17 protein-coding genes, 1 pseudogene and 1 other annotated feature are annotated in these 16,893 nt (G+C 50.2%); of the genes and pseudogenes, 11 read left to right on the top strand and 7 right to left on the bottom strand.

Translation table 11 applies throughout. The features are described from left to right. The first annotated feature begins 209 nt into the window (after positions 1 to 209). Positions 210 to 968: a YciK family oxidoreductase gene (locus tag FEK47_RS06700; RefSeq protein WP_064527203.1), complete on the top strand. Its 759-nt coding sequence runs from the start codon at positions 210 to 212 to the stop codon at positions 966 to 968. Beyond that, positions 965 to 1,555, top strand: coding sequence for a cob(I)yrinic acid a,c-diamide adenosyltransferase (cobO, locus tag FEK47_RS06695; RefSeq protein ID WP_135486194.1), 591 nt, complete (start codon positions 965 to 967; stop codon positions 1,553 to 1,555). The genes FEK47_RS06700 and cobO overlap by 4 nt, the downstream gene beginning before the upstream one ends. 51 nt (positions 1,556 to 1,606) lie before the next feature. Here cobO and FEK47_RS06690 read toward each other — a convergent pair whose 3' ends face one another. From FEK47_RS06690 to rnm, 6 genes are all read right to left on the bottom strand, one after another. Beyond that, positions 1,607 to 1,915, bottom strand: a complete 309-nt coding sequence (locus FEK47_RS06690) for a hypothetical protein (protein ID WP_135486195.1) — start codon at positions 1,913 to 1,915, stop codon at positions 1,607 to 1,609. 10 nt (positions 1,916 to 1,925) lie between these two features. Beyond that, entirely contained in the window at positions 1,926 to 2,927 is a 1,002-nt protein-coding gene (locus FEK47_RS06685) for a hypothetical protein (protein WP_138183145.1), read from the bottom strand. Positions 2,928 to 3,096: 169 nt separating this feature from the next. Further along, positions 3,097 to 3,972: a 23S rRNA pseudouridine(2605) synthase RluB gene (rluB, locus tag FEK47_RS06680; RefSeq protein ID WP_001291217.1), complete on the bottom strand. Its 876-nt coding sequence runs from the start codon at positions 3,970 to 3,972 to the stop codon at positions 3,097 to 3,099. 212 nt (positions 3,973 to 4,184) lie between these two features. Continuing rightward, positions 4,185 to 6,086: a DUF2207 domain-containing protein gene (locus tag FEK47_RS06675; protein WP_135486197.1), complete on the bottom strand. Its 1,902-nt coding sequence runs from the start codon at positions 6,084 to 6,086 to the stop codon at positions 4,185 to 4,187. A 27-nt stretch (positions 6,087 to 6,113) separates the two neighbouring features. Then, a complete protein-coding gene (locus FEK47_RS06670; protein ID WP_001295575.1) occupies positions 6,114 to 6,734 on the bottom strand; it encodes an L-threonylcarbamoyladenylate synthase in 621 nt (206 codons plus the stop codon). Beyond that, entirely contained in the window at positions 6,731 to 7,612 is an 882-nt protein-coding gene (gene rnm / locus FEK47_RS06665; protein ID WP_001285663.1) for an RNase AM, read from the bottom strand. Before rnm ends, FEK47_RS06670 begins: the two co-directional genes overlap by 4 nt. Before the next feature lie 137 nt (positions 7,613 to 7,749). Between rnm and trpL the strand changes: the two genes are divergently transcribed. The 6 genes from trpL to trpA all read left to right on the top strand — a co-directional run bounded on the left by trpL (position 7,750) and on the right by trpA (position 14,417). Next, positions 7,750 to 7,794 carry a trp operon leader peptide gene (trpL, locus tag FEK47_RS06660; protein ID WP_001700591.1) on the top strand — a complete coding sequence of 15 codons (45 nt, stop codon included), beginning with the start codon at positions 7,750 to 7,752 and terminating at the stop codon, positions 7,792 to 7,794. Continuing rightward, positions 7,771 to 7,864: a sequence feature (Trp leader region), on the top strand. It overlaps the preceding gene by 24 nt. A gap of 22 nt (positions 7,865 to 7,886) precedes the next feature. Further along, complete coding sequence (gene trpE, locus FEK47_RS06655) at positions 7,887 to 9,449, top strand: anthranilate synthase component I (RefSeq protein WP_135486198.1); 1,563 nt, start codon at positions 7,887 to 7,889, stop codon at positions 9,447 to 9,449. After that, positions 9,449 to 11,044, top strand: a complete 1,596-nt coding sequence (trpD, locus tag FEK47_RS06650; RefSeq protein ID WP_000763524.1) for a bifunctional anthranilate synthase glutamate amidotransferase component TrpG/anthranilate phosphoribosyltransferase TrpD — start codon at positions 9,449 to 9,451, stop codon at positions 11,042 to 11,044. The genes trpE and trpD overlap by 1 nt, the downstream gene beginning before the upstream one ends. Beyond that, entirely contained in the window at positions 11,045 to 12,406 is a 1,362-nt protein-coding gene (gene trpCF, locus FEK47_RS06645; RefSeq protein WP_171020849.1) for a bifunctional indole-3-glycerol-phosphate synthase TrpC/phosphoribosylanthranilate isomerase TrpF, read from the top strand. It abuts the gene before it with no gap. An 11-nt stretch (positions 12,407 to 12,417) separates the two neighbouring features. After that, on the top strand, positions 12,418 to 13,611 hold the full coding sequence (trpB, locus tag FEK47_RS06640) for a tryptophan synthase subunit beta (protein WP_000209513.1): 1,194 nt from the start codon (positions 12,418 to 12,420) through the stop codon (positions 13,609 to 13,611). After that, complete coding sequence (gene trpA, locus FEK47_RS06635) at positions 13,611 to 14,417, top strand: tryptophan synthase subunit alpha (RefSeq protein WP_138183144.1); 807 nt, start codon at positions 13,611 to 13,613, stop codon at positions 14,415 to 14,417. Before trpB ends, trpA begins: the two co-directional genes overlap by 1 nt. A 51-nt stretch (positions 14,418 to 14,468) precedes the next feature. On the opposite strand, the gene ompW is transcribed toward trpA, so the two are convergent. Then, positions 14,469 to 15,122, bottom strand: coding sequence for an outer membrane protein OmpW (gene ompW, locus FEK47_RS06630; protein ID WP_135486199.1), 654 nt, complete (start codon positions 15,120 to 15,122; stop codon positions 14,469 to 14,471). Between the two features lie 201 nt (positions 15,123 to 15,323). Between ompW and FEK47_RS25360 the strand changes: the two are divergent. The 3 genes and pseudogenes from FEK47_RS25360 to FEK47_RS06620 form a co-directional block, all read left to right on the top strand. Continuing rightward, positions 15,324 to 15,538: pseudogene (locus tag FEK47_RS25360) on the top strand (YkgJ family cysteine cluster protein); the annotation flags it as partial. Positions 15,539 to 15,565: 27 nt separating this feature from the next. Beyond that, positions 15,566 to 16,309: a YciC family protein gene (locus tag FEK47_RS06625; protein WP_135486200.1), complete on the top strand. Its 744-nt coding sequence runs from the start codon at positions 15,566 to 15,568 to the stop codon at positions 16,307 to 16,309. A 29-nt stretch (positions 16,310 to 16,338) separates the two neighbouring features. Next, the gene (locus tag FEK47_RS06620) at positions 16,339 to 16,878 is read left to right on the top strand and encodes a septation protein A (RefSeq protein WP_000808667.1); all 540 of its coding nucleotides are present in this window, start codon (positions 16,339 to 16,341) and stop codon (positions 16,876 to 16,878) included. Positions 16,879 to 16,893 lie beyond the last annotated feature (15 nt).

Genomic DNA, 16,893 nt, shown 5'->3' with positions numbered 1-16,893 from the left:
CTTGGTTAAACAACGCTTTGGCTCACAGTTTACAACAGGCATGTTAAGCCGTCTCGCAGAGATGTTATTGCAGCGAAAGTATGACAAAGTATTCATTTTACGGCGTTATCGCCCCAGGCTGATTGAAATGCCCTCCTGTTTCAGGCATAAAACCCCAAAGTCATAAAGTACACTGGCAGCGCGACTGTTGATGTCGTCGGGGAGTAGCCATGCATTACCAACCAAAACAAGATTTACTCAATGATCGTATTATCCTGGTGACAGGCGCCAGCGACGGCATTGGTCGTGAAGCCGCTTTAACTTATGCGCGCTATGGCGCGACGGTCATTCTGCTGGGCCGGAACGAAGAAAAATTACGTCAGGTGGCCCAGAGCATGTTCGAAGAGACAGGACGCCAGCCGCAATGGTTTATTCTCGATTTGCTGACCTGTACGTCTGAAGACTGCCAACAACTGGCACAGCGTATTGCTGTTAATTATCCGCGTCTGGACGGCGTGCTGCATAACGCCGGATTGCTCGGCGATGTTTGCCCAATGCGCGAACAAAATCCGCAGGTCTGGCAGGACGTCATGCAGGTCAACGTTAATGCCACTTTTATGCTCACCCAGGCACTGCTTCCTTTATTACTCAAATCGGACGCGGGTTCGCTGGTCTTTACCTCATCAAGCGTTGGACGTCAGGGACGAGCCAACTGGGGCGCATATGCGGTGTCGAAATTTGCCACCGAAGGAATGATGCAAGTGCTGGCCGATGAATACCAGCAGCGCCTGCGTGTGAACTGTATTAACCCGGGTGGTACACGTACTGCAATGCGTGCTAGTGCTTTCCCCACCGAAGATCCACAGAAACTCAAAACACCCGCCGATATCATGCCACTCTATTTATGGCTGATGGGCGATGACAGCCGCCGTAAAACCGGCATGACCTTTGACGCCCAACCGGGCCGCAAACCAGGAATTTCCCAATGAGTGATGAACGCTACCAACAGCGTCAGCAGCGTGTTAAAGAGAAAGTTGATGCTCGCGTGGCGCAAGCGCAGGATGAGCGTGGCATTGTCATCGTCTTTACTGGCAATGGAAAAGGCAAAACCACCGCGGCATTTGGTACCGCAACTCGCGCGGTTGGCCATGGCAAAAAAGTGGGGGTCGTGCAGTTTATTAAAGGTACCTGGCCTAATGGCGAACGAAAACTGCTGGAACCACACGGCGTTGAATTTCAGGTGATGGCAACGGGCTTTACCTGGGATACGCAAAATCGCGAGTCTGATACCGCCGCCTGCCGTGAAGTCTGGCAACATGCAAAGCGGATGCTGGCAGATTCCTCAGTGGATATGGTTTTGCTCGATGAGCTGACTTATATGGTGGCGTATGACTATTTGCCACTGGAAGAAGTGGTGCAGGCGTTAAATGAACGTCCACATCAACAGACGGTGATTATCACGGGTCGAGGCTGTCATCGGGATATTCTTGAACTGGCGGATACGGTAAGTGAATTACGCCCCGTGAAACATGCGTTTGATGCCGGTGTAAAAGCGCAGATAGGGATTGACTACTAAGTGAAAGCACCTCAAAAGAAGCCTCTTGAGGTGCTTTAATCATGATTATATTCAAGCGGCAATAGCGAAATTCAGAATTCGTTTAATCTCATTCAAATGTCCCGGATATGCTTCATGATTCTCAGCGTCAACATCTTCAATAAATAATATCAGTTCCGTAATTAGCGCATTCGCATCTTCATAACTGATTCCGCTTAACTCTGGTGAGGTTTCAGTACCATAGTTAATCGTCAGATTGTTCATAACCGAGAGGATAAGGATAAAATATTTATGACAAACCTTGCATGTGGTTTTGTTGCCCAGGGTATTATACAGCATGTCGAGTAATGCCAGTATTCTACGATTTTGTACATCGTTCATAAAAAGCCTCCTATAACATTATTCCGCTGGCAATAAGTAATTTTGCCAGCCCCTCAGACGCCTTTAACCCACTAATGACCTGTGCGCGTAATATTTCATTTAATCTTTTTTGTTCAGCTGCCGTGCGTGTTTTATTAACGTATAAGCTTTTCAGATAATCACCCTTATCTATAAAGGCATTTAAAGCCTCAATCGCAGGCATGGCAGGTGCCGATGCCTGTAGTCTGGTTTCATTCACATTGATTACTGAACTTAGAAACTCCTTCCTGTTTTTCAGAGTGTTAAACTCTGTATTCTTAGAGTTTTTAGATGCCGTATTATAATAAAACATATTATCATGCACATTCGCTAAGGTATAATTTTCAATCTTATTGCTTTTTGTATAAATATCATTGCGCAAAACTGCCATGTTCTTTATAAGTCTTACCCAGTTTTCATCTACCGTTTTGCCTATTTTTCCAGAATTGACTTTAATTATATATAACTCATTGAAATAATTTACCAAATCTTTAACCGCTGCTGCAGATTGAGCTAAATCTTTGCTATGTGAAACACCAAGTAGTGTTTGTGCGTTGTTTGCGTGATCCAGAGCCTGTTTAAGTAATGCCACTTGCCGACTTTCCGTAGTTGCCATATCCTCTGTCAGAAGTTCCACATAAGCGCTCATGCTATTAATGACTTCCATTGAAGCCAGTAATTTTTCTTTCTCGAAAGGGACTAATTGTACTTGTTTTGTATTTGGCCCTGAACGCTGGCATAATTTTCCGCCATTCCCATCACCGCCTATATCAATGGTATAATCAGGTCGTAGGGCACAATCCGGATTAGTCGCGTAGAAATTAACAAGGAAGTTTTCACGAGAAGCATAGTATTGTTTAAAGAAACTTGCATTCGCCGCTACTGCTTTGTTACCCGCAGTAATAACAGTTTCAGCTTGTTCGTTTTTCAATGCTTCAGTTGCACAACCTGAAAGCATTAACAGCGATAGAAATATTCCACTATATCTAATCATAACCCACCTCTTGACGTTGAGTTTATCTCAGATAATTAAATAGTAATGTGGCTATTTCCGGGTATTATTCATAAGCAAGTATGAAATTAAATTAAAATACTGCGACTATTTATCATGCTTCAAATGAAGAAAAGGCCCCGCAGGGCCTTTATTTTATACTTATCTTAAATTAACCGTTATTATTACGTCCGCCAGAACGACGACCGCCGCTCACCTGACTGTGACGTTTCACCGCACGACGAATTTGATTTGCTTTCATGCGGCGACGATCTTTTTCTACAGCAACTTTAGAGCTGGTTTCTGGTGGCAGTTCCACCAGTTCACGCAGATAGTTAGTCTGGGCGAGATCCAGCTCTGTCCAGCCGCCGCGTGGCAGACCTTTCGGAAGTGGAATATCACCGTAACGCACACGGATCAGGCGACTTACCTGCACACCCACCGCTTCCCAAAGACGACGAACCTCACGGTTACGACCTTCGGTCAGAGTCACGTTGTACCACTGGTTAATCCCTTCACCACCGCTGAACTTGATGGTTTTAAATGCTGCCGGACCATCTTCCAGTTGCACGCCACGACTTAAATCGCGCAGTTTCGCGTCGTCAACCTGACCAAATACACGCACGGCATATTCACGTTCAACTTCACGGCTGGGGTGCATTAAACGGTTTGCCAGTTCACCATCGGTGGTAAACAGCAACAGACCGCAGGTATTAACGTCCAGACGCCCCACGGCAATCCAGCGCGCACCGCGCAGCTTCGGCAGACGATCAAACACGGTCGGACGCCCTTCCGGGTCATTACGTGTACACAACTCACCTTCTGGCTTGTAATAGGCCAGAACGCGACAAATTTGCTCGGCGGATTCACGAACCGAAATCAGGTGACCATCGATACGGATTTTCAGCCCAGGGGTAACTTCAACGCGATCGCCGAGTTTAGCAATTTTGCCATCGACACTCACACGACCGGCTTCAATAATAGATTCGATTTCACGGCGTGAACCGTGGCCGGCACGCGCCAGCACTTTCTGTAACTTTTCGCTCATTGAGCTTCCTTTTGGTGTCGCCTTCCCAGGCGTCTGATATGCTTTTGTGCAACAATGAGTCAGAACTTACATCTGACTCACTGATAGTAAAGTCTGTTCGAACTCTTCAGGCCTTAAGTAAACGACTCGACGTTTTAACTGGCCTGGCTTTGAGGCGCAACATACTACACTATCTTTATGGTTAAAGCTTGTTTCGATTAACGTCGATTTGGTTACCAACCGCCACCGCCTCCACCTCCCGCACCGCCACCAGCGCCAGAACCACCACCGGAATAGCTCCGCCCCAACAAACTGGTATAGGCCCCGCAACTCAGGTGCGTCTGTAATGAGAATAAAACGCCGTTACGGGCAATCTCTGGAGCGCGAATCGCCGAAGAAAGCGAAGGGGCAATGCGTAACGCCCATTCCCTCCCCAAATTTGCCGATATAGCCCAACCTAACAACGCGTAATCCAGCTTCCGTGTTTCCCCTTTCCGCCGCCGTCCACTGTGCGTTGCCGCCTCTTTACGCGCAAGATAGTTAACGATAGCTTCACCGTGGGCATAACGTTGCTGCCCGGTTTGGGTAAACTTTGGCAGAAAAATATACCCCATGCCAGTGAGATAACCGGTCAGGAAAACAGCGCTAAAATAACCCGCTGGCATATACCAGTAAAAGAATACATCTCCGACATTGATATAGAGAGAATAGAAGGCCACGCCTGAACAAATCAGTGGTAAAAACAAAGTGATGATTACACGATTAACGCAAGGCTTGTCATCATCGCGGGCAAACAAAAGCTCAAGGGAACAAAATAAAAAAGGAAGAAGCCAGCAGATCATAATAAACATATCGCCCACCAGACTCATTCCTGCCCAACCTACGGGACTCAGGTTACCGTAGAGAATGACCGCCAATATCGCCATTCCACCCCATTGCAAAAACGCATCAGGTCGGTAAAACGAAGACTTTTTACGCGGCCGATAAAATTTCTGCATCCGTAAAAACGCCCTGCGTAAGACTCTGTTGCGCCTCCCCGTGAGAACGACCTTATCGCCTTTACGAAATAACGCTTCCAGTAATAACTGCTCTGCGGGCAGTAATACCGCATTATTTCTGGTGGCGCCTTCATTAACACGGATCAGGGTTTGCTGGTTCTTGTCATACTGATCTTCCAGATGAATTTTTCCTTTCACAATCAGATTTACGATATCGGCACAAAAACCTTTATCGTCGTAAACCAGCTTCGCATCGAGACGTAACATGCCGGGCGTGTAATCTGGCGGAATGACATCGGTTTCAATCACATCTACCGGCGTAAATTGCGGCCTGCGCCTCCAGAGATATAAACATCCACACGCCAGGAGCAAACACGGTAACCAAATGATAAGAGACGATGTTGAGGGCCAAAAAAGATGGCTAAAAATATTCGTCGTGTGTTGTGCCGGGGCATTATCCAGCAAGGCATGAGGCCAGCGGTAGAGTACCGTGAAGTCTTCACGATAAAACGGATCTCGGGATTCAATTCTTCCGTCCTCAAGGATGCGGCCATTTCGATATGTGTCGCCCTCATCTCCGGTAAAGAGATCGATTTCATTAAATGGATTACCCGCAATATTAGAGAACTTGAGTGAAAATCGAGTCTTATAGATTTCAAACGGCCAGTTGTTACCGGTCACGTTCCAGATTAGCAGGTCAGAATCACCCTCGCGCAGGAAAGCATTTTTAACCTGATAATGAATTTGATAATGATAGTCGCCTTGAGGCAAGAAACGTTGTTTATCGCCCACGACAATACTCATTAACCCGATATGCCAGTCAAGATGCCAGGGTTCAGGAACGCCGTCACGGGTGACGCCAACAATACGATAGTTCAGCAGTGCAGCGTCCCCATTAGGCTGCATCCATAGTCGTGGTAAATCACGAGAAAATCCGTGCTTAATCTGCTGATTTCGCGCCTGAAAATAAATGTTCTCTTTGATGTCGAGCACCCCATCCGGTTGCAGAGTGGCTTCAACATCAAAGAGCGAGATCCCTTCTTCATAAGAAGGGATCTCCGTGTTTTCTGCATAACTTAGAGATGATACAAACAGCCCTGCTATCAACAGCAAAATGCAGCGAAACTTCCCTGCCATAGTCTTCCATCCGTGGAACGCAATTTGTTATAAGAAAGGCTTCACATCACCTACGCCTTCACGCACCACGACCGGCGTATCATCGGTAAGATCAATGACCGTTGTCGGTTTCTGTCCGAGATAGCCGCCGTGGATAATCAAATCCACCTGTTTTTCCAGACGGTCTTTAATTTCTTCGGGATCGGATTCGGTAAATTCGCTGCCTGGCAGCATTAGCGAAGTGGAAAGCATCGGTTCGCCCAGTGCTTCAAGCAACGCCTGCGCAATCGGGTTAGAAGGCACACGCATACCGATTGTTTTGCGTTTTTCCTGCAACAGACGGCGTGGCACTTCCTTCGTCCCCTTCAGGATGAAGGTATAGTTGCCCGGCGTGTTGTTTTTCATTAAACGAAACGCAACGTTATCCACGAATGAATAGGTCGAGAGTTCAGAAAGATCGCGACACATCAGGGTAAAGTTGTGACCGTCCGGCAGCTGGCGAATACGACAAATACGCTCCATCGCGTTTTTATCTTCAATTTTACAGCCGAGCGCATAGCCGGAATCAGTTGGATAAACAATCACCCCGCCTTTACGCACGATCTCCACCGCCTGGTTGATCAGACGTTGCTGCGGGTTATCAGGATGAATATAAAAAAACTGGCTCATAATTCCCTCTCTGTGGTGTTCTGCGGCTGTTCCCATAGCTGCCAGACGCCTTCAACGCCTGCGGGCAGCCAGAGTTTACGACCCAGTTCGATCCACGGGCATGGCTGATGAAAATCAGATCCTTGTGATGCCCATAAATGATGCTGACGCGCAAGTGTCGCCAGCTGGGTGCGTTCATTGGGCGATTGCTGGCACTGCGCGACTTCCATCGCGTCGCCGTGGTGTTCGGCAAAATGCGCAACCAATCTTTTCAGCCATTTAGCACTAAGATTGTACCGCCCAGGATGAGCTAGCACCGCCTTACCGCCAGAATGATGAATGACATCAATAGCTTGTTCTATTGTACACCACTGTGGCGGAACGTATCCGGTTTTCCCGCGCGCCAGATACTTTTTAAAGACATCCGCCATTGAACTGGCTTTGCCGCACTCCACCAGGAAACGAGCAAAATGACCGCGCGTCACCGCGCCGCCCTGCGCCAGTCGTTGCGCGCCTTCCAGCGCCCCTGGTATTTGCGCTTTTTCAAGTCTTTCGGCAATTAGCTGCGCCCGCTGATTGCGCCGTTCTGTCTGCTGCGCGAGGAACTCACACATTAGCGGATGAGTAATATCAATATTCAGCCCGACAATATGAATTTCATGATTTTCCCAGACCGTGGAAATTTCCACGCCGGGAATAAGATTCAGCGCCAGTCCCGAACGTGAAATTTCCTCTCTTGCTGGCGCGATTGCAGCTGTGGTGTCATGGTCGGTGATCGCCAGGGTGCCAACGCGCATCTCGACTGCACGGTGCACCAATGCTTCTGGCGTCAGGCAGCCATCGGAAGCTGTGGTGTGGCTGTGCAGGTCGTAAATCACTGCGTAATTCGTGTCGCTCAAGGCGCACTCCCGTTTTGGATAATGTTTTTGGCGCCGACATCATAACGGTTCTGGCAAATATTCTGAAATGAGCTGTTGACAATTAACCATTGAACTAGTTAACTAGTACGCAAGTTCACGTAAAAAGGGTATCGACAATGAAAGCGATTTTCGTACTGAAAGGTTGGTGGCGCACTTCCTGAAACGGGCAGTGTATTCACCATGCGTAAAGCAATCAGATACCCAGCCCGCCTTATAAGCGGGCTTTTTTTTTGAACAAAATTAGAGAATAACAATGCAAACACAAAAACCGACTCTCGAATTGTTAACCTGCGAAGGCGCTTATCGAGATAATCCGACCGCGCTTTTTCACCAGTTGTGTGGGGATCGTCCGGCAACGCTGCTGCTGGAATCCGCAGATATCGACAGCAAAGATGATTTAAAAAGCCTGCTGCTGGTAGACAGTGCGCTGCGTATTACAGCTTTAGGTGACACTGTCACAATCCAGGCACTTTCCGGCAATGGCGAATCCCTGCTGACACTACTGGATAACGCCCTGCCTGCGGGTGTGGAAAATGAACAATCACCAAACTGCCGTGTGCTGCGCTTCCCCCCTGTCAGTCCACTGCTGGATGAAGACGCCCGCTTATGCTCCCTTTCGGTTTTTGACGCTTTCCGCTTATTGCAGAATCTGTTGAATGTACCGAAGGAAGAACGGGAAGCGATGTTTTTTGGTGGCCTGTTTTCTTACGACCTTGTGGCGGGGTTTGAAGATTTACCGCAATTGTCAGCGGAAAATAACTGCCCTGATTTCTGTTTTTATCTCGCTGAAACGCTGATGGTTATCGATCATCAGAAAAAAAGCACCCGCATTCAGGCCAGCCTGTTTGCTCCGAATGAAGAAGAAAAACAACGTCTCACTGCTCGCCTGAACGATCTTCGCCAGCAACTGACCGAAACCGCGCCACCGCTGCCGGTGGTTTCCGTGCCGCATATGCGTTGTGAATGTAACCAGAGCGATGAAGAGTTCGGTGGCGTAGTGCGTTTGTTGCAAAAAGCGATTCGCGCCGGAGAAATTTTCCAGGTGGTGCCATCTCGCCGTTTCTCTCTGCCCTGCCCGTCACCGCTGGCGGCCTATTACGTGCTGAAAAAGAGTAATCCCAGCCCGTACATGTTTTTTATGCAGGATAATGATTTCACCCTGTTTGGCGCCTCGCCGGAAAGTTCGCTCAAGTATGACGCCACCAGCCGCCAGATTGAGATCTACCCGATTGCCGGAACACGTCCACGCGGTCGTCGTGCCGATGGTTCACTGGACAGAGACCTCGACAGCCGCATCGAACTGGAAATGCGTACCGATCATAAAGAGCTTTCTGAACATCTGATGCTGGTGGATCTCGCCCGTAATGATCTGGCACGCATTTGCACCCCCGGCAGCCGCTACGTCGCCGACCTCACCAAAGTTGACCGTTACTCTTACGTGATGCACCTGGTCTCCCGCGTGGTCGGTGAGCTGCGCCACGATCTCGACGCCCTGCACGCTTACCGCGCCTGTATGAATATGGGGACGTTAAGTGGTGCGCCGAAAGTACGCGCTATGCAGTTAATTGCCGAGGCGGAAGGTCGTCGCCGCGGCAGCTACGGCGGCGCGGTAGGTTATTTCACCGCGCATGGCGATCTCGACACCTGCATTGTGATCCGCTCGGCGTTGGTGGAAAACGGTATCGCCACCGTGCAAGCCGGTGCTGGCGTAGTCCTTGATTCTGTTCCGCAGTCGGAAGCCGACGAAACCCGTAATAAAGCCCGCGCTGTACTGCGCGCTATTGCCACCGCGCATCATGCACAGGAGACATTCTGATGGCTGACATTCTGCTGCTCGATAATATCGACTCTTTTACTTACAACCTGGCAGATCAGTTGCGCAGCAATGGTCATAACGTGGTGATTTACCGCAACCATATTCCGGCGCAGACCTTAATTGAACGTCTGGCGACCATGAGCAATCCGGTGCTGATGCTTTCTCCGGGGCCAGGGGTGCCGAGTGAAGCGGGATGTATGCCAGAACTGCTCACCCGCTTGCGTGGCAAGCTGCCCATTATTGGCATTTGCCTCGGACATCAGGCGATTGTCGAAGCCTACGGGGGCTATGTCGGTCAGGCGGGCGAAATTCTTCACGGTAAAGCGTCGAGCATTGAACATGACGGTCAGGCGATGTTTGCCGGATTAACAAACCCGCTGCCGGTGGCGCGTTATCACTCGCTGGTTGGCAGTAACATTCCGGCAGGTTTAACCATCAACGCCCATTTTAATGGCATGGTGATGGCGGTGCGTCACGATGCGGATCGCGTTTGCGGATTCCAGTTCCATCCGGAATCCATTCTCACTACCCAGGGCGCTCGCCTGCTGGAACAAACGCTGGCCTGGGCGCAGCAGAAACTAGAGCCAACCAACACGCTGCAACCGATTCTGGAAAAACTGTATCAGGCGCAGACGCTTAGCCAACAAGAAAGCCACCAGCTTTTTTCAGCGGTGGTGCGTGGCGAGCTGAAGCCAGAACAGCTCGCGGCGGCGCTGGTGAGCATGAAAATTCGCGGCGAGCATCCAAACGAAATCGCCGGAGCAGCAACCGCGCTACTGGAAAACGCCGCGCCGTTCCCACGCCCTGATTATCTGTTTGCCGATATCGTCGGCACCGGCGGTGACGGCAGTAACAGTATCAATATTTCTACCGCCAGTGCGTTTGTCGCCGCGGCCTGTGGGCTGAAAGTGGCGAAACACGGTAACCGCAGCGTCTCCAGTAAATCTGGTTCGTCCGATCTGCTGGCGGCGTTCGGTATTAATCTTGATATGAATGCCGATAAATCGCGCCAGGCGCTGGATGAGTTAGGTGTTTGTTTCCTCTTTGCGCCGAAATATCACACCGGATTCCGCCACGCGATGCCGGTTCGCCAGCAACTGAAAACCCGCACCCTGTTCAACGTGCTGGGGCCACTGATTAACCCGGCGCATCCACCGCTGGCGTTAATTGGTGTTTATAGTCCGGAACTGGTGCTGCCGATTGCCGAAACCTTGCGCGTGCTGGGGTATCAACGTGCAGCGGTGGTGCACAGCGGTGGAATGGATGAAGTTTCCTTACACGCACCGACCATTGTTGCCGAGCTGCACGACGGCGAAATTAAGAGCTATCAGCTAACCGCTGAAGATTTTGGCCTGACCCCCTACCACCAGGAACAACTGGCAGGCGGAACACCGGAAGAAAACCGTGACATTTTAACACGCTTGTTACAAGGTAAAGGCGACGCCGCCCATGAAGCAGCCGTCGCGGCGAATGTCGCCATGTTAATGCGCCTGCATGGCCATGAAGATCTGCAAGCCAATGCGCAAACCGTTCTTGAGGTACTGCGCAGTGGTTCCGCTTACGACAGAGTCACCGCACTGGCGGCACGAGGGTAAATGATGCAAACCGTTTTAGCGAAAATCGTCGCAGACAAGGCGATTTGGGTAGAAGCCCGCAAACAGCAGCAACCGCTGGCCAGTTTTCAGAATGAGGTTCAGCCGAGCACGCGACATTTTTATGATGCGCTACAGGGTGCACGCACGGCGTTTATTCTGGAGTGCAAGAAAGCGTCGCCGTCAAAAGGCGTGATCCGTGATGATTTCGATCCGGCACGCATTGCCTCGATTTATAAACATTACGCTTCGGCAATTTCGGTGCTGACCGATGAGAAATATTTCCAGGGGAGCTTTGATTTCCTCCCCATCGTCAGCCAAATCGCCCCCCAGCCGATTTTATGTAAAGACTTTATTATCGACCCTTACCAGATCTATCTGGCGCGCTATTACCAGGCCGATGCCTGCTTATTAATGCTGTCGGTTCTGGACGACGAACAATATCGCCAGCTTGCCGCTGTCGCCCATAGTCTGAAGATGGGTGTGCTGACCGAAGTCAGTAATGAAGAGGAACTGGAGCGCGCCATTGCATTGGGAGCAAAGGTCGTTGGCATCAACAACCGCGATCTGCGTGATTTGTCGATTGATCTCAACCGTACCCGCGAGCTTGCGCCGAAACTGGGGCACAACGTGACGGTGATCAGCGAATCCGGCATCAATACTTACGCTCAGGTACGTGAGTTAAGCCACTTCGCTAACGGCTTTTTAATTGGTTCGGCGTTGATGGCCCATGACGATTTGAACGCCGCCGTGCGCCGGGTGTTGCTGGGTGAGAATAAAGTGTGTGGCCTGACTCGCCCACAAGATGCCAGAGCCGCTTATGACGCGGGCGCGATTTACGGTGGATTGATATTTGTTACAACGTCACCGCGTTGCGTCAGCGTTGAACAGGCGCAGGAAGTGATGGCTGCGGCACCGTTGCAATACGTTGGCGTATTCCGCAATCACGATATTGCCGATGTGGTGGACAAAGCTAACGCGTTATCGCTGGCAGCAGTGCAACTGCATGGTAATGAAGATCAGCAATATATCGACGCACTGCGTGACGTGCTGCCCGCAAACGTTGCCATCTGGAAAGCATTGAGCGTCGGTGAAACTCTTCCCGCACGCGATTTTCAGCACGTCGATAAATATGTTTTCGACAACGGCCAGGGTGGAAGCGGGCAACGTTTCGACTGGTCACTATTAAATGGTCAATCGCTTGGCAACGTTCTGCTGGCGGGGGGCTTAGGCGCAGATAACTGCGTGGAAGCGGCACAAACCGGCTGCGCCGGACTTGATTTTAATTCTGCTGTAGAGTCGCAACCGGGCATTAAAGACGCACGTCTTTTGGCCTCGGTTTTCCAGACGCTGCGCGCATATTAAGGAAAGGAACAATGACAACATTACTTAACCCGTATTTTGGTGAGTTTGGCGGCATGTACGTGCCACAAATCCTGATGCCTGCTCTGCGCCAGCTGGAAGAAGCTTTTGTCAGCGCGCAAAAAGATCCTGAATTTCAGGCCCAGTTCAACGACCTGCTGAAAAACTATGCCGGGCGCCCAACCGCGCTGACCAAATGCCAGAACATTACGGCTGGCACGAACACCACGCTGTATCTGAAGCGTGAAGATTTGCTGCACGGCGGCGCGCATAAAACTAACCAGGTGCTGGGGCAGGCTTTACTGGCGAAGCGGATGGGTAAAACCGAAATCATCGCCGAAACCGGTGCCGGTCAGCATGGCGTGGCCTCGGCACTTGCCAGCGCCCTGCTCGGCCTAAAATGCCGTATTTATATGGGTGCCAAAGACGTTGAACGCCAGTCGCCTAACGTTTTTCGTATGCGTTTAATGGGTGCGGAAGTGATCCCGGTGCATAGCGGTTCCGCGACGCTGAAAGATGCCTGTAACGAGGCGCTACGCGACTGGTCCGGCAGTTATGAAACCGCGCACTATATGCTGGGCACCGCAGCTGGCCCGCATCCTTACCCGACCATTGTGCGTGAGTTTCAGCGGATGATTGGCGAAGAAACGAAAGCGCAGATTCTGGAAAGAGAAGGCCGTCTGCCGGATGCCGTTATCGCTTGTGTTGGCGGCGGTTCGAATGCCATCGGCATGTTTGCAGATTTCATCAATGAAACCGACGTCGGCCTGATTGGCGTAGAGCCTGGTGGTCACGGTATCGAAACCGGCGAGCACGGCGCACCATTAAAACATGGTCGCGTGGGCATTTATTTCGGTATGAAAGCGCCGATGATGCAGACCGAAGATGGGCAGATTGAAGAATCTTACTCCATCTCTGCCGGGCTGGATTTCCCGTCCGTCGGCCCACAACACGCGTATCTCAACAGCACTGGACGCGCTGATTACGTGTCAATTACCGATGATGAAGCACTGGAAGCCTTCAAAACGCTGTGCCTGCACGAAGGGATTATCCCGGCGCTGGAATCCTCCCACGCCCTGGCCCATGCGCTGAAAATGATGCGCGAAAACCCGGAAAAAGAGCAGCTACTGGTGGTTAACCTTTCCGGTCGCGGCGATAAAGACATCTTCACCGTTCACGATATTTTGAAAGCACGAGGGGAAATCTGATGGAACGCTACGAATCTCTGTTTGCCCAGTTGAAGGAGCGCAAAGAAGGCGCATTTGTTCCTTTCGTCACACTCGGTGATCCGGGCGTAGAGCAGTCGCTGAAAATTATCGATACGTTGATCGAAGCAGGTGCTGATGCTTTGGAGCTAGGCATCCCCTTCTCCGACCCACTGGCAGATGGCCCGACGATTCAAAACGCTACACTGCGTGCCTTTGCGGCGGGTGTGACCCCGGCGCAGTGCTTTGAGATGCTGGCACTGATTCGCCAGAAGCACCCGACCATTCCCATCGGCCTTTTGATGTATGCCAACCTGGTGTTTAACAAAGGCATTGATGAGTTTTACGCCCAGTGCGAGAAAGTCGGCGTCGATTCGGTGCTGGTTGCCGACGTGCCAGTGGAAGAGTCCGCGCCCTTCCGCCAGGCCGCGTTGCGCCATAACGTAGCACCTATCTTTATCTGCCCGCCAAATGCCGATGACGACTTGCTGCGCCAGATTGCCTCTTACGGTCGTGGTTACACCTATTTACTGTCGCGTGCGGGCGTGACCGGAGCGGAAAACCGCGCGGCATTACCGCTCAATCATCTGGTCACGAAGCTGAAAGAATACAATGCTGCGCCTCCATTGCAGGGCTTTGGCATTTCCGCCCCAGACCAGGTAAAAGCAGCGATTGATGCAGGGGCCGCAGGCGCGATTTCTGGTTCGGCCATTGTTAAAATCATCGAGCAACATATTAATCAGCCAGAGAAAATGCTGGAAGCACTGAAAGCTTTTGTACAACCGATGAAAGCGGCGACGCGCAGTTAATACGAGACAAACCGCCAGAAAACATCTGGCGGTTTATTGACGGGCAAATAATTAAAAACGATAACCCGCAGAGAACATAAATACCCACGGATCAAGGCGGACATTGTCAGAGTAATGTCCTGCTGGCAGCACTGCGCCGTTGGATTTATATTTCACCTCAGTGTCGATATCCATGTACCAGACCGACATATTCAGCAACCAGTCACGGTTGATGAGATAATCCACACCGACTTGTCCTGCCACACCCCATGAATCTTTCAGACTAAGGTCGGATAAACCAAGACCTTCACCGGTGTCATTGAAGTCATTATTAAAAAAGGTGGTGTAGTTAATACCCGCACCAATGTAAGGACGGAATTTACTGCCGGAATCGCCAAAATACCATTGTGCCATCAGTGTTGGCGGTAAATGGTGGACTGTCGCAATATCCCCGGTTGTGGCTGTGCCAACCTTATGACGAAACGGAGATGCCGCCAGCAATTCCACACCAATGTTATCGGTCGCCATATAAGTGAAGGTCAGGCCCAGTTGGGTGTTATTGGTCACGCTAAAGCCACCCAGACTTCCCAGAGTTCCATCCGCGCCTTCCGTTGGACGCACCGTTGCCGAACCTGCACGAATGAAAAACTCGCCTGCTTCATGCGCAAAGGCTGTGCCAGAGAGAAGAGTTGTTACTGCCAATGCCGCCACTGTTAATTTTTTCATGTTCGCTCCGTCGTTATGGTTATAAAAACGTGACGAATATACCCACATTGGAGTAACAAATGATCCTACATAGATCACATTACATTCGCTAAATGACCATTTATTGATCTGGATTAATTTAGAAGTTGTATCGCAAATCCTGGTTAATGTGATTCAAATCAATTTGAATGCTTTTCATCTCCGAAAGTATTCTTTTGCTACCTTATTGGCCTTTTAAGCAGGCGGTAAGTTGCGGTATTTATGCATACAGCCCTTCTGCTTGTCAGGAATTTGTCGTGTCCGGAGAAAGCAATAGATCCTGTGATCGCACCCACGCACGCTGTGGATTACCTGCGCTTTACAAAGATATGCTTTTCCATACAAGTCGTGATGCTGCCACTGAAGGGATAACCAGGGTACAATTGCCCGCTAATTAACACCTGCATAAAACTCAAGGAGAGTGCATGTCTATCACGGCGCAGTCCGTATACCGTGACACCGGAAATTTCTTCCGTAATCAATTTATGACCATTCTGTTGGTATCGTTGCTTTGTGCATTTATCACAGTGGTGTTAGGACATGTTTTCTCACCCAGTGACGCACAGCTTGCGCAGCTCAATGACGGCGCGCCCGTTAGTGGCGGCGGTGGGTTGTTCGATCTGGTGCAAAATATGTCCCCGGAACAGCAACAAATTTTGCTGCGTGCTTCCGCTGCGTCCACTTTTTCAGGATTAATCGGTAACGCCATACTCGCCGGAGGCGTAATATTAATCATCCAACTGGTGTCCGCGGGTCAGAGAGTCAGTGCGCTACGCGCTATTGGTGCCAGTGCGCCGATATTGCCAAAGTTATTTATTCTGATTTTTCTGACTACCCTTTTAGTACAGATTGGCATCATGCTGGTGGTCGTTCCGGGAATTTTAATGGCCATTTTACTGGTACTGGCGCCGGTGATGTTGGTGCAGGATAAAATGGGCGTTTTCGCCTCTATGCGCAGCAGTATGCGGCTGACATGGGCGAATATGCGTCTGGTGGCACCTGCAGTACTAAGCTGGTTACTGGCAAAAACACTGTTGCTGCTGTTTGCCTCTTCGTTTGCCGCATTAACCCCGGAAATTGGTGCCGTACTGGCTAATACTTTAAGCAACCTGATTTCAGCCGTATTGCTTATCTATCTGTTCCGCCTGTACATGTTGATTCGCCAATAACCTGAAGTATTTGATTACGGAATCGTAAAATGAAGCAGTTTCTTGATTTTTTACCGCTGGTTGTCTTCTTCGCGTTCTACAAAATTTATGACATCTATGCGGCAACTGCGGCGCTCATCGTCGCCACGGCGATTGTGCTTATTTATAGCTGGGTTCGCTTCCGGAAAGTTGAGAAGATGGCCCTGATCACCTTCGTTCTGGTGGTCGTTTTCGGTGGTCTGACGCTGTTCTTCCACAATGATGAGTTTATTAAATGGAAGGTCACTGTCATCTACGCTCTGTTTGCGGGTGCTTTGTTGGTTAGCCAATGGGTAATGAAAAAACCTCTGATTCAGCGGATGCTGGGTAAAGAACTCACTCTACCGCAGCCAGTATGGTCGAAGCTGAACCTGGCATGGGCAGTCTTCTTTATTCTTTGTGGGCTGGCGAATATCTACATCGCATTCTGGCTACCGCAAAATATTTGGGTCAACTTCAAAGTGTTCGGTCTGACCGCCCTCACCTTAATCTTCACACTGTTAAGCGGTATTTATATCTACCGCCATATGCCTCAGGAAGATAAATCATAATCTGTCTGCCGGCCC

Source organism: Escherichia sp. E3659, assembly GCF_005781135.1.
GTDB lineage: Bacteria > Pseudomonadota > Gammaproteobacteria > Enterobacterales > Enterobacteriaceae > Escherichia.
This window is presented reverse-complemented; position numbering and strand designations above follow the sequence as displayed.